Annotated in this window: 12 protein-coding genes and 1 pseudogene; 10 read left to right on the forward strand and 3 right to left on the reverse strand. The window is 66.7% G+C overall.

Annotated features, from left to right (window positions below; genetic code table 11):
• Positions 1 to 42 precede the first annotated feature (42 nt).
• Together J2T23_RS10710 and J2T23_RS10715 are read right to left on the reverse strand one after the other, a co-directional pair.
• Positions 43 to 300 carry an acyl-CoA carboxylase subunit epsilon gene (locus J2T23_RS10710; RefSeq protein ID WP_246857389.1) on the reverse strand — a complete coding sequence of 86 codons (258 nt, stop codon included), beginning with the start codon at positions 298 to 300 and terminating at the stop codon, positions 43 to 45.
• Positions 297 to 1,880: an acyl-CoA carboxylase subunit beta gene (locus J2T23_RS10715; RefSeq protein WP_141161097.1), complete on the reverse strand. Its 1,584-nt coding sequence runs from the start codon at positions 1,878 to 1,880 to the stop codon at positions 297 to 299. The genes J2T23_RS10710 and J2T23_RS10715 overlap by 4 nt, the downstream gene beginning before the upstream one ends.
• Before the next feature lie 215 nt (positions 1,881 to 2,095).
• On the opposite strand from J2T23_RS10715, the gene J2T23_RS10720 reads away from it, so the two are divergent.
• From J2T23_RS10720 to J2T23_RS10735, 4 genes are all read left to right on the forward strand, one after another.
• On the forward strand, positions 2,096 to 2,983 hold the full coding sequence (locus J2T23_RS10720; RefSeq protein ID WP_307359814.1) for an SDR family oxidoreductase: 888 nt from the start codon (positions 2,096 to 2,098) through the stop codon (positions 2,981 to 2,983).
• A gap of 85 nt (positions 2,984 to 3,068) precedes the next feature.
• Positions 3,069 to 3,977, forward strand: a complete 909-nt coding sequence (locus J2T23_RS10725) for a biotin--[acetyl-CoA-carboxylase] ligase (protein ID WP_307359816.1) — start codon at positions 3,069 to 3,071, stop codon at positions 3,975 to 3,977.
• Positions 3,970 to 4,566: a PH domain-containing protein gene (locus J2T23_RS10730; protein ID WP_307359819.1), complete on the forward strand. Its 597-nt coding sequence runs from the start codon at positions 3,970 to 3,972 to the stop codon at positions 4,564 to 4,566. The genes J2T23_RS10725 and J2T23_RS10730 overlap by 8 nt, the downstream gene beginning before the upstream one ends.
• On the forward strand, positions 4,556 to 5,752 hold the full coding sequence (locus J2T23_RS10735; protein ID WP_141181091.1) for an adenylate/guanylate cyclase domain-containing protein: 1,197 nt from the start codon (positions 4,556 to 4,558) through the stop codon (positions 5,750 to 5,752). Before J2T23_RS10730 ends, J2T23_RS10735 begins: the two co-directional genes overlap by 11 nt.
• Before the next feature lie 370 nt (positions 5,753 to 6,122).
• Here J2T23_RS10735 and J2T23_RS10740 read toward each other — a convergent pair whose 3' ends face one another.
• A complete protein-coding gene (locus J2T23_RS10740) occupies positions 6,123 to 6,368 on the reverse strand; it encodes a hypothetical protein (RefSeq protein WP_307359823.1) in 246 nt (81 codons plus the stop codon).
• Here J2T23_RS10740 and J2T23_RS10745 point away from each other — a divergent pair.
• The 6 genes and pseudogenes from J2T23_RS10745 to J2T23_RS10770 form a co-directional block, all read left to right on the forward strand.
• Positions 6,355 to 12,069 carry an Ig-like domain-containing protein gene (locus tag J2T23_RS10745; RefSeq protein WP_307359826.1) on the forward strand — a complete coding sequence of 1,905 codons (5,715 nt, stop codon included), beginning with the start codon at positions 6,355 to 6,357 and terminating at the stop codon, positions 12,067 to 12,069. The genes J2T23_RS10740 and J2T23_RS10745 overlap by 14 nt on opposite strands.
• Before the next feature lie 147 nt (positions 12,070 to 12,216).
• Complete coding sequence (locus J2T23_RS10750; protein ID WP_307359830.1) at positions 12,217 to 18,330, forward strand: Ig-like domain-containing protein; 6,114 nt, start codon at positions 12,217 to 12,219, stop codon at positions 18,328 to 18,330.
• A gap of 66 nt (positions 18,331 to 18,396) precedes the next feature.
• Positions 18,397 to 19,368 carry an AAA family ATPase gene (locus J2T23_RS10755; RefSeq protein ID WP_141161090.1) on the forward strand — a complete coding sequence of 324 codons (972 nt, stop codon included), beginning with the start codon at positions 18,397 to 18,399 and terminating at the stop codon, positions 19,366 to 19,368.
• A gap of 69 nt (positions 19,369 to 19,437) precedes the next feature.
• Positions 19,438 to 20,781, forward strand: coding sequence for a DUF58 domain-containing protein (locus J2T23_RS10760; protein WP_141161089.1), 1,344 nt, complete (start codon positions 19,438 to 19,440; stop codon positions 20,779 to 20,781).
• On the forward strand, positions 20,778 to 23,390 hold the full coding sequence (locus J2T23_RS10765) for a transglutaminase-like domain-containing protein (protein WP_307359836.1): 2,613 nt from the start codon (positions 20,778 to 20,780) through the stop codon (positions 23,388 to 23,390). Before J2T23_RS10760 ends, J2T23_RS10765 begins: the two co-directional genes overlap by 4 nt.
• Positions 23,390 to 23,467: pseudogene (locus J2T23_RS10770) on the forward strand (zinc-ribbon domain-containing protein); the annotation flags it as partial. The gene J2T23_RS10765 and the pseudogene J2T23_RS10770, both read left to right, overlap by 1 nt.
• Positions 23,468 to 23,519: the final 52 nt, after the last annotated feature.

Here is a 23,519-nt window from a genome sequence, read left to right on the forward strand (position 1 = left end):
GAGACTACCGGGCTCCGCGCAGTCAGTGTGGCAGGGAGGAGGTCAGCCCCGGCTGCGTTTCCAGGCTCCCGGCCCGGGAGTGGGGGCGAGCCGCAACTGCTGCCTCCGGACCCAGTGCCGCACGCTGGTGGTCTTAGCCGGGGCGGGGGTTTCTCCGCCGAGGGAAAGCACGACGGCGGCCAGTGCGGCGAGTTCCTCGTCGCTGGGTTTTCCTTTGACAACAGAAAACAGCGGCGCGGCGGCTGCTTCTGCCGTTTCCGGGGTCTCGTCGGGCTCCGGCGCCCCTGGGGTGGGGATCACAGCGGGATGTTCCCATGCTTCTTGGCGGGAAGGCTGGCGCGTTTGTCGCGGAGGGCGCGCAGTCCTTTGATGATCTGGATGCGGGTGTCCGACGGGGCGATGACGGCGTCCACGTAGCCAAGCTCGGCTGCCTGGTAGGGGTTGAGGAGTTCTTCCTCGTACTGCTGGATGACCTGGGCGCGGCGGGCCTCCACGTCGCCGCCGTCCTCGGCGACCGCTGCGAGGTCGCGGCGGTAGAGGATGTTCACGGCCCCCTGCGCGCCCATGACGCCGATCTGCGCCGTAGGCCAGGCAAGGTTCAGGTCGGCCCCGAGCTTCTTGGAGCCCATCACGATGTAGGCGCCGCCGTAGGCCTTGCGCGTAATCACCGTGAGCTTGGGGACGGTCGCCTCGGCGTAGGCGTAGAGGAGCTTGGCGCCGCGGCGGATGATCCCCTGGAACTCCTGGTCCTTGCCCGGAAGGAAGCCGGGAACGTCCACCAGGGTGATGATGGGAATGTTGAAGGCGTCGCAGTGGCGCACGAACCGGGCCGCCTTTTCGGAGGCGGCGATGTCCAGGGTGCCGGCGAACTGCAGCGGCTGGTTGGCCACGATGCCCACCGTGTGGCCCTCGACGCGGCCGTAGCCGATCATCACGTTGGGGGCGTACAGGGCCTGCATCTCCAGGAAGTGCCCGTCGTCCACGATCTGCTCCACCACGGCGCGCATGTCGTAGGGCTGGTTGGCTGAATCCGGAACCAGCGTGTCCAGGGCGAGGTCGTCGTCGTCGATCTCCAACTCCTGCTGGTGCCCCAGGACGGGCGCCTCGGACAGGTTGTTGGACGGAAGGAAATCCAGCAGTTCGCGCACGAACTCAATGGCGTCGGTCTCGTCGGAGGCGAGGTAGGTGGAGGTTCCGGTGGTGGCGTTGTGCTGCCGCGCACCGCCGAGGGTTTCCATGTCGACGTCCTCGCCGGTGACGGTCTTGATGACGTCCGGACCGGTGATGAACATGTGCGAGGTCTTGTCCACCATCACCACGTAGTCGGTGAGGGCGGGGGAGTAGGCGGCACCGCCGGCGGAGGGGCCCATGATGAGCGAAATCTGCGGCACTACGCCGGATGCGTGGACGTTGTTGCGGAAGATGTCCGCGAACATGGCCAGTGAGGCCACGCCTTCCTGGATGCGGGCGCCGCCGCCATCCAGGATGCCGACGACGGGGCAGCCGTTGCGGAGCGCAAACTCCTGGACCTTGACGATCTTTTCGCCGTTGACCTGGCTCAGGGATCCGCCGTACACGGTGAAGTCCTGGCTGTAGACCGCCACCAACCGCCCGTCCACGGTGCCGTAGCCGGAGACCAGGCCGTCACCCAGCGGTTTCTTCTTCTCCATGCCGAAGGCGGTGGAGCGGTGCACGGCCAGGGCATCAAACTCCACGAAGGAATCCTCGTCCAGCAGCAGGGCGATGCGCTCGCGGGCGGTGTTCTTGCCGCGGGCGTGCTGTTTCTCGATGGCCTCGGGGCCGGAAGGCTGTTCGGCACGCGCCTGGCGGTCGCGGAAATCGGCAATCTTTCCCGCAGTCGTTGTCAGATCGTGGCTCATCAAGTGTCTCCGGCTCTGTAGCAGGTCAATTCTGTCGGCTGGCAGGTCTGGCTGCGCGGAGCGTTAAGTAGCATCCACACAAAAGACGAACCCTGCTGGCAAGTCTAGTAACGCTTTGGGCGCCAACGGCTGTAGGGAACCTACAATTTTCTGCCGTTCCAACAACCTCTCCATAATGTTACTCATGAGTAACTTAGTTGGGTTACAGTGTTCCCATGACTTCAAGCGACGATGCTTTGCATGCCTCCGAAAGCCCGTACCGGGCCGCCGGCTCCCTGGCGGGCCTGACCATCCTGCTGTCCGGCGGCAGCCGCGGGATCGGCCTGGCCATCGCCCTGCGGGCGGCCCGCGATGGGGCCAACATTGTGCTCCTTGCCAAGACGGGGGAGCCGCACCCCAAGCTCGCCGGGACGGTCCACACCGCAGCCCGCGAGCTGGAGGCGGCCGGAGGCCAGGCCCTGCCTCTGGTGGGCGACGTGCGGAGGGACGATGACGTGGCCGGCGCCGTAGCCGCGGCTGTTGACCGGTTCGGCGGCATCGACATCGTCATCAACAACGCCTCCGCCATCGACCTCTCCACCACGGACAAGGTGGACATGAAGAAGTACGACCTCATGCAGGACATCAACGTGCGCGGCACCTTCCTGCTGTCCAAGCTGGCGCTCCCGGCGCTCCGTGCCTCGGGCCGGGGGCAGATCCTGACACTCTCGCCGCCGCTGAACCTCCACCCCTCCTGGGCCGGGAAGCACCTTGCCTACACCATGGCCAAATACGGGATGAGCCTGACCACCCTGGGCCTGGCCGAGGAACTGAAGGCTGACGGGATCAGGGTCAACTCACTGTGGCCCTGTACCCTGATCGACACGGCTGCCATCCGCAATATGCCCCACGGCGAAACCATGGTGCTGGCCGCGCGCGGCCCGCAGATCATGGCCGACGCCGCCCACGCCATCCTGACCGGCAGCAATCTCGGTGCCGGTGCGCTGCCGTCGGGCAACTTCTACACGGATGAGCAGGTCCTGGCCGCCGCGGGCGTGACCGACTTCCGCCCCTACAGCCTGGGAGCACCGGAAGACCGGCTGGTCCCGGACATCTTCCTCTAAGGCGGGCCCTCATGCAGTCCCCGGTGCCCGTTCCGGGACTGCGGCAGGCTGGGTACGATCAGGCGCGGCTCGGTAGGATCTAGCTATGGATGACGCACACGCACCGGGTACCCCCCTGAACCGAGGGGACCTGGCCGACCAGCGTTTCCTCTCCGCCACGGGAATACCCCGGATCGACGTGGTGGACTCCACCGGCTCCACCAACGCCGACCTCCTGCATGGCGTCACGGTGGACCCTGCGGCATGGCCTGACCTCTCCGTCCTGACGGCGGAGTACCAGACCGCGGCAAGGGGCCGGCTGGACCGGCGCTGGGAGGCACCGCCGCTGAGTTCCGTGTCGGTCTCCCTGGTTTTGCGCCCGGTGAACGCCGAGGGCAGGCCCCTTCCCACCCAGAGCTACTCGTGGCTTTCCCTGATCGCAGCCCTGGCGCTGCGCGAGACGCTCCTGGAAACGGCAGGCCTTCCCGCCGAGCTCAAATGGCCCAACGACGTCCTGGTCCGCGGCAGGAAAATCGCCGGCATCCTGGCCCAGCTCGGTCCCATGGTGGACGGCAGCGTGCCCCCCGTCATCCTGGGGACCGGCCTTAACGTCAGCCTGGGCGAAGACGAACTTCCCGTGCCCACCGCCACGTCCGTGGCCATCGAGGGTGCCACCACCACAGACCGCACCGCGCTGCTGAAAAGCTACCTGGCCCACTTCGCTGTCCTCTACCGCAGTTTCTGCAACGCCGACGGCGACCCCGCGGCGGGCATGGCCGGCGGCCCATCGCTGCACAAACGGGTGGAGGCCGTGATGGTCACCTTGGGAAAGCAGGTGCGCGCGCAGCTTCCCGGCGACCACGAAATCATTGGACATGCCTCCCGCCTGGATGACTACGGCTCCCTCCTGGTGGTGGACCGGGATTCGCGTGAGCATGTAGTCACGGCCGGCGATGTGGTGCACCTGCGGCCCTGGTCATCGCCGGACGCGCCGCAGCAGGGTGGTTATGCGTAGGTCCCTTGTTCCAGGGGAGCAGGTCATCGTCACTACCCGCCCGCAGCCGCGGAAGCTTGCCGGTCCCGCCGTGGCCTTCGTCCTGGCGCCGGCCGTGGCCGCCTTCGCCAGCGCCTGGGTTATCCGCGGCGGCCCCGCACGCGTGGCGCCTGCCCTTGGCCGCCAGTGGACGCCCTGGCTGGTGGGCGCCTGCGTGCTCGCGGCGGCGGCTGTGTGGCTGGGCTACTGCCTGCCCCGGCTTCTTCGCTGGCATGGCACCCGGTACACGCTGACCAGCCAGCGGATGGTGGCCAGGTACGGACTGTTGAACCGGCGGGACCAGCAGGTGAACCTGGCATCGGTGCGAAACCTGACGGTCCATGAATCGTTGCTGCAGCGCCTGGTGCGTTCCGGGAATATATCCTTGGAAACCGGGCACCAGGGCATGGTGACCTTTCGCGACGTGCCCGAGGTCGCCCGGTTCCGGGACTTCATCCTCGACGCCATCGGGGAACTGCCGGAGGACAGCGGGGCCCAGCCCGGCGCGACGTATTACCCAGCCGGTGCATTTCCGGAGGACATGAGAGAAGGTGGACGGGATGACCGATGAGGACCAGCAGGAACGCGTCGAGAGCATCGAAACCGGCGCCTTCGACGCGTCGTCCGACGCCGGCTCGCCTGACCCTTTCACAACCGGGCCGGGTGCTGCCGCGGAGCTGCCCGGCGTCGACCGTCACCCGCCAACCGGCGCCATGTCCGCGGAACGCTTGGCCATGAAGGCGCTCGAAGCCCGCCTCCTGGGTGGGGAACGCAAGCTCCGCCGCCGTGAAGTTGCGGCCGGGGCCGGCCTCTCACTGCTTTCTGCCCGCAAGCTCTGGCGTGCCCTGGGATTCCCCAACTTCGGCGACGAGGACGTCGCCTTCACCGAACGCGACCAGGCGGCCCTGTCCACCGTGGTGGACCTTGTCCGCGCCGGCAAGCTCACGGAGGAAGCGGCGATCTCGGTGACGCGCTCCATCGGGCAAATGACCGACCGCATGGTGGTCTGGCAGATCGAGGCGCTGGTGGAGGACATGGTCCACGAGCAGGGTGTCACGGACGCCGTGGCCCGCAAGCGCCTGGTCAACGAGCTGCCCGCTTTGGTGGACGCACTCGAGGAAGTACTGGTCTACTCCTGGCGCCGCCAGCTCAACGCCGGCGTCCAGCGCCTCGCGGTCCGCGCCGAAGCCGGGCTGCAGGCCAGCGAGGAAGGCCGGGAAGGCGACGAGGACGACGCGCCGCTGCCCCTGGCCCGCGCGGTCGGTTTCGCGGACCTGGTGTCCTACACGAGCCTGTCCCGGCGGATGAACGAAAAGACGCTTGCCCGGCTGGTCCAGCGCTTCGAAAACAAATGCGCCGAGATCATCTCCGTCGGTGGCGGCCGGCTGGTCAAGACCGTGGGCGACGAAGTCCTGTACATCGCCGAAACCCCTGCCGCGGGTGCGGAGATTTCGCTGGCGCTGGCTGAAGCCTTCACCGAAGACGAAATCCTCCCGGAAGCCCGGGTAGCCATGGTCTGGGGAAGGATCCTGTCCCGCCTGGGCGACATCTACGGCCCCACCGTGAACCTCGCCGCCCGCCTGACCACCCTGGCGGACCCTGGTACCGTCCTGGTGGATTCCATGACAGCCTCCGCCCTGGAACATGACGAACGGTTCGTCCTGATTCCGCAGGACCCGGAGAATGTGCGCGGCTTTGGCGAGATCAATCCCGTCCGCCTGACCCGCGGGCGCGGCAAGGGCCTGGTCCTGGACTAGGCTCCGGCGGCTTTGGGTCCGGGACGGACCGGGCCGAAAGAATTTATCCACTTGTTGGCGTATGGCGGTATCGTTGTGGTGCCCGGGGTCCTGTGATGCCGGCAGCAGGCACGAAGCCTAGATTTACCGGGGGATTTCCACACATGACACGGCTCGGACAACCGCGCGCCCAGATCCCTTCTTCCGCCGCGCCCCGGTGGCGCCGCCTGCCGCGTTCCCGCTGGTTCACCGGTACGGCGTTTGGTGCTGTGGTGGCTGTGGTGGTGATGGGTGCTGTGTTGTATCCGGGGTTTAAGACCACTGAGGTGGAGTTGAATGACGGTGGTGTGTGGGTGGTTTCGAAGTCGAAGAATGCTGTGGGGCGGTTGAATTATCCGTCGCGGGTGTTGGATGGTGCGGTGACGCCGGCGTCGTCGACGTTTGATGTGTTGCAGCATGCGGGTGAGGTTTTTGTTGATGATGAGTCTGGTTCGACGTTGAACCAGGTGTCGCCGGCGAATATGCGTTTGGGTGGGGATAAGCAGTTGCCGGGGGCGGCTGATGTGAGTTTTGGGGCGCGGACGATTTCGGTGACGGATGCTGCGTCGGGGAAGGTGTGGGCGGTGTCGCCGTCCACGGTGAATGGTTTTGATAAGGAAGCGTCGGAGCCGGTTTTGGTGGGTTCGGCTGGCCTGGTGTCGGTGGTGGGGTCTGATGACCGGATTTATTCGGCGGATCCGAAGACCGGTGTGGTGACGGTGACCGGTGTTGATGCCGAGGGTGGTGTGGTGTCGTCGGAGTCCAGTACGTGGGATGGGCTTAAGGGTGCCGGGGATTTGCAGATGACGGTGGTGGGGGACCAGCCGGTGGTGCTGGATGCTGCTGCGGGAAATCTGTTCCTGCCTGGTGGTAAGCGGCTGCAGTTGGAGAATGCGCGGGATGCGAAGTTGCAGCAGCCTGGGCCGGGTAGTGATTTCGTTGCTGTCGCGACGCGGAAGGCGTTGCTGAAGCAGCCGTTGGACGGCGGGACGGCGAAGACCGTGGGGTTCGATGGTGAGGGGGTTCCGGCTGCTCCGGTGCAGTTGGGTGGGTGTGTGCATGCGGCGTGGTCGGGTGCGAACAAGTACGTCCGGGACTGTGTCAATGATGCTGATGATAAGAATGTTGCGGTGCCCAAGGCGAGTGCGTCGCCGTCGTATGTTTTCCGGGTGAACCGGGACCTGGTGGTCCTGAATGATGTGAATTCGGGGAATGTGTGGTTGGTGAACCAGAACATGCAGCTGGTGAACAACTGGGACGACGTCATCCCACCGCAGCAGACCTCGGACGACGCCGACAAGGACTCCGCCGACGAGGTCCAGCAGACCGTCCTGCCGGACCGCACCAAACCCAACAGCGCCCCCGTGGCCAAGCCCGACCAGTTCGGCATCCGCGCCGGGAAGACCACCATCCTGCCCGTCCTGGACAACGACTCCGACCCCGACGGCGACGTCCTCACTGTCCGAACCCCCGAAGGCGTCAAAACGGGCGCAGTCTCGCCCATCTATGGCTCCACGGGCCTGCAAGTCGCCGTGCCCGCCGACAAGGCCGGCAGTGAGACCTTCAAGTACACCGTGGACGACGGCCGCGGCCTGTCAGCGTCGGCGGACATAACGCTCAACGTCATCCCGCCCGGCACCAACACTGCGCCGCGGCAAAAGCCCAACCGGAACACCACGCTGGTGGTCCAGTCAGGCAAGTCGGTCACGCAAAACATCCTTCCGGACTGGATGGACCCCGACGGCGATGACCTGTTCGCCGTCTCAGTGTCCAGCAGCGATCCGCTGGACCAGGCCCGGATCCGCCCGGACGGACAGCTGGCCTTCCAGGATTCCGGTGCCGCCCCGGGCCGCAAGGTCCTCACCGTGTCGGTCTCCGACGGCCAGTCCACCGCGGAAGGCAAAGTCACCGTCGACGTCAGGAGCCCAGGGGCCCTGCCGCCCATCGCCAACGCCGACCACGTAGTGGCCGTTGCCGGCACCGACACCGTCATCACCCCGCTCAAGAACGATTCGGACCCGCAGGGCGGGACGCTGCGGCTGGCGCAGGCCACCCCGGACGCCGAGACTACGGCAACCCTGAACCCGGACCAGCAGACGTTCACCTTCAACTCCCGGACCCTTGGTGCCCACTACGTCAGCTACCTGGTGACCAACGGACCGGCCAGCGCACAGCAGCTGGTGCGCGTTGACGTGGTGCCTGGCACCGACGAGGGCGCCCCGGTGGCCGTCCGGGACACCGCGCTGCTCCCCACCGGCGGGGATGTCCTGGTGGATGTCCTGGGCAACGACTCGGACCCCGCGGGCGGCGTGCTGGTGGTGCAGTCCGTGACGGCCGACGCCGGACTGCCGGTCAGCGTGGCCGTGCTGGACCACTCGGTGGTAAGGATCACCGACATCCGCGCCGAGGGCCAGCTGACGGTCCGGTACACCGTGTCCAACGGCCGGTCCTCCGCCACCGGCGAGATCGCGGTGCTGATGGTTCCCGCCCCGGCCAAGCTCCAGGCACCCCAGGCAAAGCCGGACGAAGCAACGGTCCGGGTCAACGACGTCGTCACTGTTCCCGTCCTGGCCAACGACGCCGACCCCAACGGATCAAAGCTCACCCTCCTCCCGGACCTGGCCCAGCAGCCCGATGCAGCCGATGGACGAATGTTCGTGGCGGGAGACCAGCTGCGGTTCGTGGCCGGGCCCGAGGCGAAAACGGTGTACGCCATCTACAAGGTTCAGAATGCCTCCGGGCAGGTGGACTCGCAGCAGGTGACCATCCGCATCCGCGCCCGGGACGATGACCGGAACACCCGGCCCGAGCCCCGAAACCTGACCGCGCGCGTGGTGGCCGGGATGACCGTCAAGGTCCCCGTGCCGCTGGACGGCATCGACGCAGACGGCGATTCCGTCCAGCTCATCGGCATCGACAAGGCACCCGCCATGGGAACCGCCGTGGTGCGCGACGGCTACCTGGAGTTCACAGCCGCCGGGGACGCTGCCGGCACCGACAGCTTCACCTACCGGGTTCGGGACCGGATCGGCGCCGAAAACACCGGCACAGTCATTGTCGGCATCGCCCCGCCGGAGGCCAACAACCAGAAACCCATCGCGGTGGATGACGCCGTGGACGTCCGGCCCGGCCGCAAGGTGGCCGTGGAGGCCCTGGCGAACGATTCAGACCCCGACGGCGACCCGCTGAGCCTGGTTTCCGACGGGTTCGAGGCCAGGCCCGACCTGCAGGTTGAGGCAACGGACGCTGCCAAAGTGCTGTTCACCGCCCCGGGCACCGCCGGCAACGAAAGCATCAGCTACCGCATCCAGGACGACAAGAAGGCCTCCGCCAGCGCCGTGATCCGGGTCCGGATCAGCCCGGACGCCGAACTCCAGCGCCCCGTGGCCAAGGACGACCACGTGACGGTGGCCGAAACCCTCGGCAAGACCGCGGTGGACGTCCCCGTCCTGAAGAACGACTCCGATGCCGACGGCGTGGCCTCCGAGTTGAAGGTCAGCCTTCCCGACGGCAACCCGAACGCCCGGCCCGGCGGCTCTGGCAACGTAGTGGTGACTCTCACCCCGGAAGACCAGCTGATCCCCTACACGGTCACGGACGTCGACGGCCTCACCTCCACCGCCCTGATGTGGATCCCGGGCCAGGGCGCGCAGTACCCCACCCTCGCCAAGACCGACCCCGTTGAGGTCATGTCCGGCAAGGACGTCACCCTGGACCTGTCCGAATACGTCCGGGTCCGCAGCGGCCGCAGCGCCCGGATCACCGTGGCCGACTCCGTCCGCGTCCAGGGCGGCTCCCCGGATGGCATCATCCAGTCCGACGGCAAAGCCCTGCGCTACGCCGCCAGACCGGACTATGTGGGCCCGGGCTCCATCACCTTCGAAGTAACGGACGGCTCCGGACCTGACGACGCCGACGGCCTGAAATCCACCCTGGTCATCATGACCAAGGTGGTCCCGGACCCCAACGCCAACCACCCGCCCACGTTCAGCGGCACCTCCGTGGACGTCCCCAAGGCCGAAACGGCAACGGTGGACCTCGCCGGACTGGCCAAGGACGTGGACGAACGGGACAAGGACAACCTCCGCTTCGAACTGGACGGGACGCTTCCTGCCGGCTTCAGCGCAAAGGTCGACGGCGCCACGCTCGCCATCACTGCCGATGGTTCCCTTGGCATCGGCGTCACCGGGAACATCCAAGTGAAGGTCACCGACGGCAGGTCACCCGCCGTGGGCGCCACCATCGCCGCACGACACGTAGCATCCAACCGGCCCCTGCCAGTGGCCAACGACGATGCTGTGGACAAGGCCAACGCAGGAAAGACGGAACAGGTCAACGTCCTGGCCAACGACTTCAACCCTTTCCCGGATACGCCCCTGCGGATCGTCGGCGCCACCGTGGAGACGGGCGCCGCAGCAGGCCAGCCGTCCGTGTCGGGGGACAGCATCACCGTTACCCCGGCTGACGGGTACAAGGGCGTCATGGTGGTCCGCTACACCGTGGCCGACAAGACGGGCGATCTGTCCCGCCAGGTGGACGGCCGCCTGCGCCTCACCGTCCGCGGCAAACCCGACGCACCCTCTGCCCCCAGCGCCACCGACGTCCGCAGCCGAACCGCCGTGCTCAAGTGGGCGCCGCCGTCGGACAACGGCGCTCCCATCACCGGGTACACCGTCCGCTCGAACAACGGCTTCGAACAGAAGTGCCCCACCACCACCTGTACCTTGAGCGGGCTCACCAACAACGTGAAGTACGTATTCACGGTGCTGGCCACCAACGAGGTGGGGGACTCGCAGGCTTCGCCGCAGTCCAACGAAATCCGGCCTGACGAGAAGCCATCGCCACCGGAAGCCCCCACCGTGAAGGCGGGGGACAAGACCATGGCCATCACCTGGCCCGCGGCGAAAACCGAGGGCTCGCCGGTGAAGCACTACAACCTGGAGATCTCACCGCCACCGGCCAGCGGCGTCGCGGTAAAGAACGAGGTTGCCGGGCTGAACTACACCTGGACCGGCCTCACCAACGGCGTGAAGTACAAGGTGCGCGCCCAGGCCGTCAACGAGCTTGGCGCCTCCGACTGGGGGACCTATTCCGCGGAGGACAATCCCGCCGGAGTCCCTGCGGCACCTGCAGCACCTGCATCCGCCGTTGCAGCATCCGTGGGGACCCAGAACCAGCTTCGGGTCACGTGGGCCGAACCCAACACCAACGGTGATCCGATCAGCACCTATTACGTGACCATGAGCGGCGGCAACGCCCCTGCCCAGACGCAGACCGTCCCCGGCAACGTCCGCACCGCAAACTTCACCGCCAACAACTCTGAGGCCGCATACACGTTCACGGTGCAGGCTGAGAACAAGGCCGGCAAGGGCGCGGTCAGCCCGCCCTCCGCGCCCCGGCGCGCCACCGGCAAGCTGGCGACGGTCTCCGGGGTCACGGCCACACCGGCGAACACCGGCGGAGCAGGACGCGCCGTGACGGTGGACTTCCGCAAACTGACCGCGGCGGAACGAAATGGTTCTGCCGAAAACGAGGTCAGCTACAGCTACAACGCGAGCAACGGTGCCCGCGGGCCCATCACGCCCGGCCAGACCATCGGCGGCTTCACCAACGGCAACGCCGTTAGTATCACCGTCGTCGCCAACTCCACGGTGGCCCCGAGTTCTGACGGCAGCACCCCTGCCACCGCCACGCCGTACGGCTCCCCGGGCACCCCCTCCGCGTCCGGCCAAAACGGCGGCGTGAACCAAAAGTCCGCCACCCTGAACTGGTCCTCCCCGTCCACCAGCACCAACGACGTGGCGCAAACGAGGATCAAAATCAACAACGGCGGCTGGGAGAACGTTCCCCCTTCCGGCAGCCGGACGGTCAACACGGCCAACTTCGGTGACACCGTCACCATCGCGGTCCAGACCTTCAACTCTGTCGGCACCGGCAGCGCGGTGGTTACCGCCAGCGCCACAGCGGGCAAGCAAGGCCTGTGGGAAACCCGGATCAAGACCTCCGACCCCAACTTCGTCAGGAGTTGCACCTTCACCCTGGGCGGATCGAACTACCGGCCAAGTCCCTACTTCGACTGTGACGGCGTCAACGCCGACAGCCCACCCTGGTTCTACAAGGCGGACCAGGACCGCATCATGGTGGCGTGCTGGATCGACCAGAGCGACAACTGGTCCGGCAACGGCATCGTCCGGTGGTGGCGGGTTGAATCCGGCTCGGCACGCAATGTTGGCCGCTACGTGATCGCCGGCCACACCACGCTTGCCGATCCCGCCGGGCTGGGGGCACCGCATTGCTAGGCCTCCTGCCCTGCCATTGCCCGGGCAGTTGTCCCCATCGCGGCGGTTTCCGCTATTCGGTAGGCTTACCCCGGGGAAAAGGAAGCCTGCTGCCTGTCCTGCCACCAGGCCGCCATCTGGCTACACAATCTGAGGGAAATTAACGCTGTGACAACTCTGCTGGGGAAGCTTGGGCTGAAAAAGCGACACAAGAAACTGGTCACCGGTACGGCGTTTGGTGCTGTGGTGGCTGTGGTGGTGATGGGTGCTGTGTTGTATCCGGGGTTTAAGACCACTGAGGTGGAGTTGAATGACGGTGGTGTGTGGGTGGTGTCGAAGTCCAGGAATGCTGTGGGGCGGTTGAATTATCCGTCGCGGGTGTTGGATGGTGCGGTGACGCCGGCGTCGTCGACGTTTGATGTGTTGCAGCATGCGGGTGAGGTGTTTGTTGATGATGAGTCTGGTTCGACGTTGAATCAGGTGTCGCCGGCGAATATGCGTTTGGGTGGGGATAAGCAGTTGCCGGGGGCGGCTGATGTGAGTTTTGGAGCGCGGACGATTTCGGTGACGGATGCTGCGTCGGGGAAGGTGTGGGCGGTGTCGCCGTCCACGGTGAATGGTTTTGATAAGGAAGCGTCCGAGCCGGTTTTGGTGGGTTCGGCGGGCCTGGTGTCGGTGGTGGGGTCTGATGACCGGATTTATTCGGCGGATCCGAAGACTGGTGTGGTGACGGTGACCGGTGTTGATGCCGAGGGTGGTGTGGTGTCGTCGGAGTCCAGTACGTGGGATGGGCTTAAGGGTGCCGGGGATTTGCAGATGACGGTGGTGGGGGACCAGCCGGTGCTGCTGGATGCTGCCGCGGGAAACCTGTTCCTGCCTGGTGGGAAGCGGCTGCAGTTGGATAATGCGCGGGATGCGAAGTTGCAGCAGCCTGGGCCGGGCAGTGATGTGGTGGCGGTGGCGACGCGGAAGGCGTTGTTGAAGCAGCCGTTGGATGGTGGAACGGCGAAGACCGTGGGGTTCGACGGCGAGGGCGTCCCTGCGGCGCCGGTGCAGTTGGGCGGGTGCGTGCATGCGGCGTGGTCGGGTGCGAACAAGTACGTCCGGGATTGCGTCAATGATGCTGATGATAAGAATGTGGCGGTGCCCAAGGCGAGTGCGTCGCCGTCGTATGTTTTCCGGGTGAACCGGGACCTGGTGGTCCTGAATGATGTGAATTCGGGGAATGTGTGGTTGGTGAACCAGAACATGCAGCTGGTGAACAACTGGGACGACGTCATCCCGCCCAAGAACCAGTCCGACGACCAGGACCAGGAGTCGGCGGACAACAACACCATTAACATCCTGCCGGACCGCACCAAACCGAACCGTCCGCCGGAAACCAAGCCCGACGCCGTCGGAGTCCGCCCCGGCCGCACCACCATCCTCAGCGTCCTGGACAACGACTCCGATCCCGACGGCGACGTCCTGACGGCTGCCGTGGCGCCCGAGGCTGCACCCAAATCGGGAACGCTGGAAAGCATCTACGGCGGCACCGCCTTCCAGATCACCGTCCCCGCGGACGCCAAGCCGGGCACCGAGACTTTTAACTACAGCGCCTCGGACGGCCGTGGCCTCTCCGCCACGGGCCAGGTCACGCTCAGCGTGGTGGGACCGGACGAGAACAAGCCGCCCAAGTTCAAGCGCGGCGAAGACACCACCATGCTGGTTGAACAGGGCAAGACCGTCAGCCAGAACATCCTCACCGACTGGATCGATCCCGACGGCGACGACCTGGTCCTGCTGGACGCGAAGGCCGATAACGACCAGGACCAGGTCAAGGTGCGGCGCGACGGCCTTCTGACTTTCCAGGATTCCGGCGCCACTGCCGGCAAGAAGAACGTCCAGGTCAGTATCTGGGACGGCCGCGCCACCGTCACGGGCAAGGTAGTGGTCAACGTGCAGCCGCCCGGAGCCCTGGCACCGGTGGTCAACGCCGACCACGTCACCGCCGTGGTGGGCCAGGATCTGGTCATCTCCCCGCTGAAGAACGACGTCGACCCCAACGGAGGTGCCCTCCGCCTGGCCCAGGTGGAAGCCAACGGCCCCGCCGAACTTGGCCCCGTCACCGACGGCGGCACCTTCACCTTCCGCAGCAGCACCCCGGGCCCCGTCTACCTGACGTACATCGCCAGCAACGGCCCCCAAAGCAGCCAGGGCCTCATCCGGGTGGACGTCGAATCCGGCAACGACGGCGGCGATCCCGTCGCGGTCCATGACGTTGCCCTGATGCCCACCGGCGGCAGTGTCCTGCTGGACCCCCTGGCCAACGACTCCGACCCCTCCGGCGGTGTCCTGGTGCTTCAGTCCGTGAAGCTCCCGGACAACGCGACGGTGTCCGTCAGCGTGATCAACCACAGCGTCCTGCGGATTACGGACATCCTGGGAACCAAGGACCCCATCCTGTTCGAATACACCATGTCCAACGGAAAGAAGTCCGCCACCGGCAGTGTCTCCGTGGTGCCCGTGCCGGCCCCCGCTGTCGTGGAAGCACCCCAGCCCAAGCCGGATGAGGTGAATGTCCGCGTCAACGACGTCGTCACCATCCCCGTCCTGGACAACGACACCCACCCGCAGGGGCAGGAACTGACCGTGGACCCCGTCCTGCCGCAGGCGGTTGACCCTGCCGACGGGAAGAGCTTCGTCTCAGAGAACACCCTCCGGTTCATAGCGGGCAGCCAGCCCAAGACCGTGCGCGCCATCTACAACGCGGTGGATCCGCAGGGCCAGAAGAGCGCCGCCGCCGTGACCATCCACATCCTCCCGCTCGAGGGCGCGGAGAACTCCCGGCCGCAGCCGCGGAACCTGACAGCCCGCGTGGTGGCTGCGGGCACCGTCCGCATCCCGGTTCCCCTCGACGGCATCGATCCCGACGGCGACTCCGTCCAGCTCACGGGCATCGACAGCACCCCTGCCATGGGAACCGCCACAGTAGGTAGCAACTTCATCGACTTCACCGCCGCCGGGGACGGTGCCGGCACCGACACCTTCCGCTACAAGGTGGTGGACCGCCAGGGGGCAGTGAACACGGGAACCGTCACGGTGGGCATCGCGCCCCGCGGTGACATGAATCAGAAACCCACCCCGGTGGACGACGAGGTCCGGGTGCGTCCCGGCCGGCAGATTGCCGTCGACGCTACCGCCAATGACACCGATCCTGACGGCGACCGGATCCGCATCCTCACCGACGGCATCGAGGCCGACCCCGCCCTGCAGGCAACCGTCAGCAGGAACAGCGGCCGCATCATCCTCCTGGCCCCGAACGAGGCCGGAACCGTCAACGTGCGCTATACCGTCGCCGACGACCGGGACGCCACTGCCCAGGCCACCATCCGCCTGGTGGTGGACAACGACGTGCCGCTGAAGGCGCCGATCGCCCGCGACGACAGGGTGACATCAGCCCAGGCCATGGGCAAGACCGCCGTGGACGTTCCCGTCCTCAAGAACGACGAGGATCCCGACGGCGTTGGCGAGAACCTCAAAATCAGCACCGAGGCCACCACCGCGCGGCCCGGCGGAAACGGCAACGTCCTGGTGGACCTCACCGAACAGCCGCAGCTGATCCCGTACACCGTGGAAGACGTCGACGGCCAGCAGTCCACAGCCATCATCTGGGTGCCGGGCCTTGGCCAGCAGGTCCCCACCCTGGCCAAGGACGAGGTCCTGGAGGTCGTGGCCGGACAATCCGTCGACGTTGACCTGAAGGAATGGGTCAAGGTCCGGGAAGGACGTTCACCCCGGCTGACCCAGGCGGACAGGATCAAGCTCATCGGTGCCGACGGCGGCGATCCGGTAACGCGCGACGGCACCGGTCTGAAGTACACGGCTGGTGCGGATTACGTGGGCCCCGGTTCACTGACCTTCGAGGTGACCGACGGTACCGGGCCGGATGATCCTGCCGGCCTCAAGTCCACCCTCAGCATCAGGACCAAGGTGTTGCCGGACCCCAACAAGAACAACCCGCCGGAGCTGCTGGGCGCCAACGTGGATGTTCCCAAGGGTGACTCGGCCAGCACCGACCTCGGGAAGCTCACCTCAGATCCGGACCAGGACGACGTCGAGAAGATGAAGTACGAAGTGGTGGGCGACTCGCCCGGCGGTTTCAGTGCACGCATCGAAGGCAAGACGCTGAAGGTGTCGGCGGCCGATTCCACGGCAACCGGAACCCGTGCCGCGGTGCAGGTCAAAGCAATTGACCCCCGCGGGCTTGAAGCGACGGCGACGTACCAACTCGCCGTGACGGCTTCCAACCGGCCCAAGCCTGTGGCCAATGATGACGTGGAGCCAAACGCTGCGGCGGGCAAACCCGTCACTATCAACGTCCTGGCCAACGACGCCAATCCGTTCCCCGAAACACCGCTGAAGATCATCGCAGCCAACACTGAAACGGGCAGTGGCAACGTTGGCGTCAACGGTGACTCGGTGACCGTGACACCGGCGCCGGGCTTCACCGGAACCATGGTGGTGGCCTACACCGTGGAGGACAAGACGCAGGACAGCTCCCGGCATGCCACGGCCAGGGTCCGGCTCACCGTCAAGGACAAGCCGGCAGCACCCACCACGCCACAGGCACAAAGCGTCGGCGACCAGACGGCGCTGCTGACCTGGTCCGCACCGGCGGACCGGGGCTCGCCCATCACCAAGTACACGGTGTTCGGCGAGGGTGGGTTCCGGCAGGAGTGCCCGGCCAACACGTGCACCCTGAACAACCTGACGAATAACACCACCTACCACTTCCAGGTGATGGCTACCAATGAGTTCGGTGATTCCGACCGGTCCCCGGCGTCCGCCGATGTCCGCCCGGACGTTAAGCCGGATACGCCACAGGCGCCGTCATTGAAGTTTGGCGACAAGCAGTTGGCGGTCAATTGGGCCGCGCCGGCGAGCAAGGGTTCGCCCGTGAAGTCCTACGACCTGGAAATCTCACCGGCACCGGCGGGCCAGAACGCCCAGATCCAGGGGCTGACGTCCGTGAGCTACGTGTGGAAGGGCTTGCAGAACGGCGTGTCCTACAAGGTGCGGGTCCTGGCCCGGAATGACGCCAAGGATCCATCCGAGTGGAGCCCGTATTCGGCGGCCGAAGTGCCTGCCGGCGTGCCCGCCACGCCGGCGGCGCCAAGCGTGGCACAGGCCACGCCCGTGGGTTCCCAGAGCCAGCTGCGGGTGGTTTGGTCGGCGCCGAATAACAACGGTGACGCCGTTTCCGCGTACACCCTGACCACGCTCCGGGGCGGAGCCGCGATTGCCAGCCAGCAGGTTTCCGGGACGTCGCAGAACGTCACGGTAGACAACTCGGAGTCCAGCTACACCTTCACAGTGTCAGCCACCAACAAGGCCGGCACCAGCGGCACCAGCGCGCCGTCGGCTGCAACGCGTGCGGTGGGCAAACCCGGAACGGTGGCGGCTCCCTCGGCCTCCTTGGTGGACACCAACGGCAACGGCGGCAAGATCGACGTTCGGTTTACGCCACTGACGGACGCCCAGCGGAACGGCTCGGCGCCCGGCGAAATTTCCTACCGCTACAGCCTGACGTCCGGTGGGGGCTCCGGTACCATCCCTGCCGGCGGGGGCGTGGTGGCGGCGGCCAACGGCACGCAGACATCCGTGGTGGTGTGGGCGGTGTCAACACGCAGCACTTCAGCCGGTGATGCCAGCGCACCATCGAACGCCGTCAACCCGTATGGCCTGGCCTTTGCCCCGAACGTCACCGGCAGCAAGAGCAGCGGCGTGGGCGACAAGACGGTTTCCTGGACCTGGAACCAGCCGGACGGTAACGGCCGCGCTGTTACGGGATACCAGATCAGCCTCGACAACGGTGCCTGGCAGGACACCACACAGCGCAGCTTCTCCAAGAGCGTTGGATACGGCGAGACGCACAAGCTGGAGGTCCGCGCCATCAGCGGCGGCCAGCCGGGACGCATCGGCAGCGATACGTCCAGCAGCGGTGCCGCGCCGCCGCCGCCGGGACCCAAGCTGTGGAACGTTGTCGTCCGGGTAAACAGCTGCCTGGAAGAAGCCAAGGGCACCGGCGATCATTGGGGTTCCGGCAACTGCACGTCCTACATGATGCCGCAGGGCTCCAACCTGGGGCTCGAGTGCTACCGCGATGGCTGGGGCTCCAGCCGCTGGTACTACATCTACGAACGCAACGGCAGCCGGTGGACCAACCAGTACCGGTTCATCAGGGCGGACACCATCACCGGATCAACCGCCGGAATGGGCTCCTGCCCGGCCAGCTACTAGGACCTCGGCAACCCGGTCTTTCGCAACAACACGACAAACCCCGCACAACCAGAGGAAGCACATCTCATGACCATGACCATTGAGCAGGCCGAGTGGTTTGCCGATACGTTCGAAAAGCTGGTTGCCAACGTGGGACAGGCGGTGCTGGGCAAGGAACACGTCATCCGGCTGACCTTTACCGCCATGCTGGCCGAAGGGCACGTCCTGTTCGAGGATGCACCGGGCACCGGCAAGACCTCCCTGGCGCGGGCCTTGGCTGCTACGGTGCAGGGCTCCAACAACCGCATCCAGTTCACCCCTGACCTGCTTCCTTCCGACGTCACCGGCGTGACCATCTACGACCAGAAGACGCAGAAGTTTGAGTTCCACAAGGGACCGATCTTCAACAACATCGTCCTGGCCGACGAAATCAACCGCGCCTCGCCCAAAACCCAGTCAGCCCTGCTGGAGGTCATGGAGGAATCACGGGTGACCGTGGACGGCGTCACGTATTCCGCGGGCCGTCCCTTCATGGTGATGGCCACCCAGAACCCGATCGAGCAGGCCGGTACCTACCGCCTGCCCGAGGCCCAGCTGGACCGCTTCCTGATCAAGACCTCCATCGGCTACCCGGACCACGCTTCCACCGTCCGGCTCCTGGGCGGCAGCAACCTGAAGGACCGCTCCAAGGAACTCTCCGCCGTCATCACCACCCAGGCTGTGGCGGACATGGCAGACCTCGCCGCAACGGCACACGTGGACACCGCAGTACTGGAATACATTTCCAGGCTGTGCGAGGAAACCCGCAACGCCCCGGAAACCCGCCTTGGGGTGTCCGTGCGTGGTGCCCTGGCCATGGTCCGGGCCGCCAAGGTCTGGGCAGCCTCGCAGGGCCGGAACTTCGTCCTGCCGGATGACATCAAGGAACTGGCGCCCGTGGTGTGGACGCACCGGTTCGTGATGGACCCCGAAGCGGAATTTTCCGGCGCCACGGCCGAGGCCGTACTGACCCGGATCCTGGCCGACGTCGCCGCCCCGCAGCAGCGCACCAACGCCTGAGCCGGCCGGCTGCGGCCGACCGCCGCAGCCCCCGCCATTCCATTCCAGCGCAACAACGAAGGCACCCCTATGTCCGACGGCACGTCCAGCGGCACCCCGTTGACCCGGTTCGCGGAGCGTTTCCGGCAACTCTTCCACCGGAACGGCCGCCCCACCCGGCTGCACCCTGCCGCGGTGTGGTCCGAAGCCAGCAGCACCGCACTCCAGGCCCTGACGCCCGCGTGGCGGTCCGTCCGGGACACCTGGCTGAAGTATGCATGGCCGGTGCTGTCCGTGGTCAGCATCCTGGGCTGGTCCGTCCTGGCTGCAGCTATCCTGCTCTGGGCCACCGGCCAGGCCTTCGGCTGGCAGGAGGCCACGGCGGCGGCCATTGCCGCCTTCGCCATGTTTGTGATCGCCGTTGCCTTCATCCTGGGCCGGTCGTCCTATGGCGTGGTCCTGGACCTTGCCCGGACCCGCGTGGCGGTGGGGGACAGCGCGGTCGGAAGCATCGCCGTCTCCAACACCTCCGCGCGGCCGTTGCTGCCTGCGGCCCTTGAACTTCCGGTGGGCAGCACCACCGCCGTGTTCCACCTGCCCCGGATGAAGCCGGGCCAGGTCCACGAGGACCTCTTCACCATCCCCACGGCACGGCGTGCCGTCATCGTGGTGGGACCGGTCCGCTCCGTCCGGGCCGACCCGCTGCACCTCCTGCGCCGGCAGGTCCTCTGGACCGACCCGGAGGACCTCTTCGTCCACCCGCGCACCGTGGCCCTGGCCGGCTCCGCCGCAGGCTTCATCCGCGACCTCGAGGGCATGCCCACCACGGACCTCTCCAGCGCCGACGTCTCCTTCCACGCCCTGCGCGACTATGTGCCGGGCGATGACCGCCGGCACATCCACTGGAAAACCACCGCCCGCACCAACAAACTCATGGTCCGCCAGTTCGAGGAAACCCGGCGCGCCCACCTGGCCATCTCGCTGTCCATTAACACCGAGGAATACGCCTCCGAGACCGAGTTCGAAATGGCCATCTCCGTGGCTGCCTCCATCGGCCGGCAGGCCATCCGCGAACAGCGTGAACTGGACGTCCTGACCCAAAAGGGCCCCCTGCGCTGCGAAACCGGCCGCAACATGCTGGACGACATGACCCGGATCGTCGGCGCCCCCATGCGCCGCACCGCCGTCGACCTCGCCCGGACCCTGGCCGACACCGTGCCCAACGCCTCGGTGGTCTTCTTCGTGGTGGGCAGCAACGTGACGGCAACCCAGCTCCGCTCCGCCGCCGCCTCCGTCCCGCCGGGTGTACGTAGCCTGGCGGTCAGGGTGGAAGCCGGGGTGGCCCCCACCCGGGCCAACATCGCAGACCTGACTGTCCTGACGCTCGGCGACCTGGCCGACCTTGCCATCGTGCTGAGAAAGGCGGCCGCATGAGCACCGCACCGGGCCGCTCCCCGCAAACGCAGATTCCCCCAACCCGTACCCGCCGCAAGGCGGCCACCACGGAGTCGCCCTTCGTGGACGGCCAGCCGCCATGGCATTTCCTGCTCGACGCCGGGGCACTGGTGGTCCTGCTGGGCCTGGGCCTGCTCGGTTTCGGCCTCAGCTTCGGCGGGGACCCGTACTACCTGCTGTCCGGGTTCGGCGGAATCGTGCTGGGCCTGGCCATCGGCGCAGCGAACGCCCACCTGCGGCTGGGGCTGTTGATCACTTCGGCCCTGGCACTCGCCGCCTACCTGGTCCTCGGAACCTGGCTGGCAGTACCCGGCGCTGCCATCGCCGGCTTTGTTCCCACCCTTGATTCGCTGCGGACCCTGCTTCTCGGCGTCGTCTTCGCCTGGAAGGACATGCTCACGGTCGGCGTGCCTGTGGGCACAGCCGGCGGGGTGCTCATTGTCCCCTTCCTGAGCTCCATGATCACGGCGCTCGTCGCTGCGCTGCTGACCTGGCGCGCCAAAAGCCCCTACCTGCCCCTCCTGCCCGTGCTGGTCCTGTTCGTCACCGGAATCGCCTTCAGCACCAACGCCGCGTTCCTGACACTCGAACGCGGCATCGGCCTGACCGTCCTCGGCATCGCCTGGGCCACCTTCCGCCGCGACGCACTGCGGCGGAACAACACCCGCCGGGTGGCGGTCAACAACCCGCAAACAGACACGGCCGCTGCACGCCGGGCCAGGATCCGCCGGCTGGGCATGGCGGCAGGGGTCATTGCTGCCAGCGTGGGGGTCACCGCGGTGGCCGCACCGCTCGTCAGCGCAGGAGAAGACCGGAAAGTCCTCCGCAACGTGGTGGTGCCCCCGTTCGACCCCAAGGACTACATCACGCCCCTGGCAAGCTTCCGGACGTACGTGAAGGACAAAAAGGACGACACCCTGTTCGTGGTCAAGGGCCTCCCGAAGGACGGCCGGGTCCGGCTCGGCGCGCTGGATGCCTTCAACGGGACCAACTACAACATGGACCCCAATGGCTCCGGAAACTTCAGCAAGGTGGGGGATGCGAAATCCATCAACACCCTCGCCGACTCATCCGGCGTGGTGCCCACCAACGACTACTCGATCAGCATCAACATCGAGGACTACCAGGGCTACTTTGTCCCCGGCGGGCGAAAGACCACCGGCATCAGCTTTGACCAGTCCGGCTCCGCCGCTGCTGCCGGCCTCTACTTCAACCCCGGCTCCGACACCGCCGTGACCACCAACGGGCTGTCCCGCGGCGACTCCTACAGCGTCCAGGTCTCCGACCCCGTCAAGCTCGAGCACGGCCAGCTGACGCAATACGACTTCGCCAAGGTGTCGCTCCCGGACGCGTTGGAAGTGCCGCCGGTGGTGGGATCCCAGGCCAACGACCTGTCCGCCGATGCACCCACGGCCATCGACCGGGTCCGCCAGATCGAAGCCCACTTCCAGAAAACCGGGGCGTTCAGCAACGGCCTGGTCAGTGAGGGCCAGCTGCCCAGCGTCTCCGGCCACGGTTCCGCCCGTATCCGCAGCCTGCTCACGGCCAAGCAGATGCTGGGCGACGATGAACAGTACGCGGTGGCCATGTCCCTGATGCTCCGGCACTTGGGCATCCCCTCCAGGGTGGTGATGGGTTTCTACCCTGAACCGACCAGCCCGGAGAACGGTGCCGGCGAGGTGAAGATCACCGGCAAGGACGTCCACGCCTGGGTTGAGGTCGCCTTTGAACGGGTCGGCTGGGTCAGCTTCGATCCCACCCCGCCCAAGGACAACATTCCCATCCCGCCGGACCCCGAAAACAAGTCCAAGCCCAAGCCGCAGGTGCTGCAGCCGCCGCCCCCGCCGCAGGAACCGGCAGACCTGCCGCCGGATTCATCGCCGGACGCGCTGGACGCCGACCAGAAAAAGAACAACCCCTGGCTCTTCTGGGGTGCCCTCCTGGGCGCCCTGGGCGTCGTCGCGGTCCCGCTGGTGATCCTGGCGCTGCCGCTGCTGCTGATCGGCCTGTTGAAGGCGCGACGGCGGAAGTCGCGTTTCCGCGACGGGCACCCCGCCCAGCGTGTGGGCGGAGGATGGAACGAGGTGGTGAGCCTCGCGACAGACCTGGGCGCCGCCGTCGACACCCGCTCGACGCGGCGCGAAAGCGCCGCCGTGCTGGCCGAAGCGTTCCCTGCCACCCAGGGAACAACCACCATGCTGGCGCGCCGGGCCGACGCCTCGATCTTCGGAGCCGGGGAACCCACCGAGGAGGAGGTCCGCGAGTACTGGACCATCGTTGATGGTTCGCTCAAGGAAATGACCTCCGGCATGGGATTCTGGCGGCGGCAGCAGGCACGCTTCTCGCCCCGTTCGCTGCTGGCCGACGCCCGGACCGCGATGAACTCCGGCAATGGCCTCAAACTGCGCGGCGGCCGCGTGGCGCTCCCGGCGGTGGGCGGCATCCTTGCTGCGCGCCGCCGCCGCCTCGCCGACGGCAACGCCGCGGGGAAGACCGCCGGAACGCCCGCCCCAACTTCGGCGCCCCTGCCGGAAACCCCGCAGCGCGAGGCGCCAGGGCCAGACCAGCAAGGACCCAGCCAGCAGTGATGCCTGATCCCGAACGCTGCCCGCGCTGCCAACAGCAGATCCGTGCGGGTGCCACCTTTTGCCCTGCCTGCGGTGCGCCGCTGCCCAACCGGGCGGCGCGCCGGACGCGCACCCCGGATCCTGTGGTGG

It is taken from the genome of Pseudarthrobacter niigatensis (assembly GCF_030812615.1).
GTDB classification, from domain to species: domain Bacteria; phylum Actinomycetota; class Actinomycetes; order Actinomycetales; family Micrococcaceae; genus Arthrobacter; species Arthrobacter niigatensis.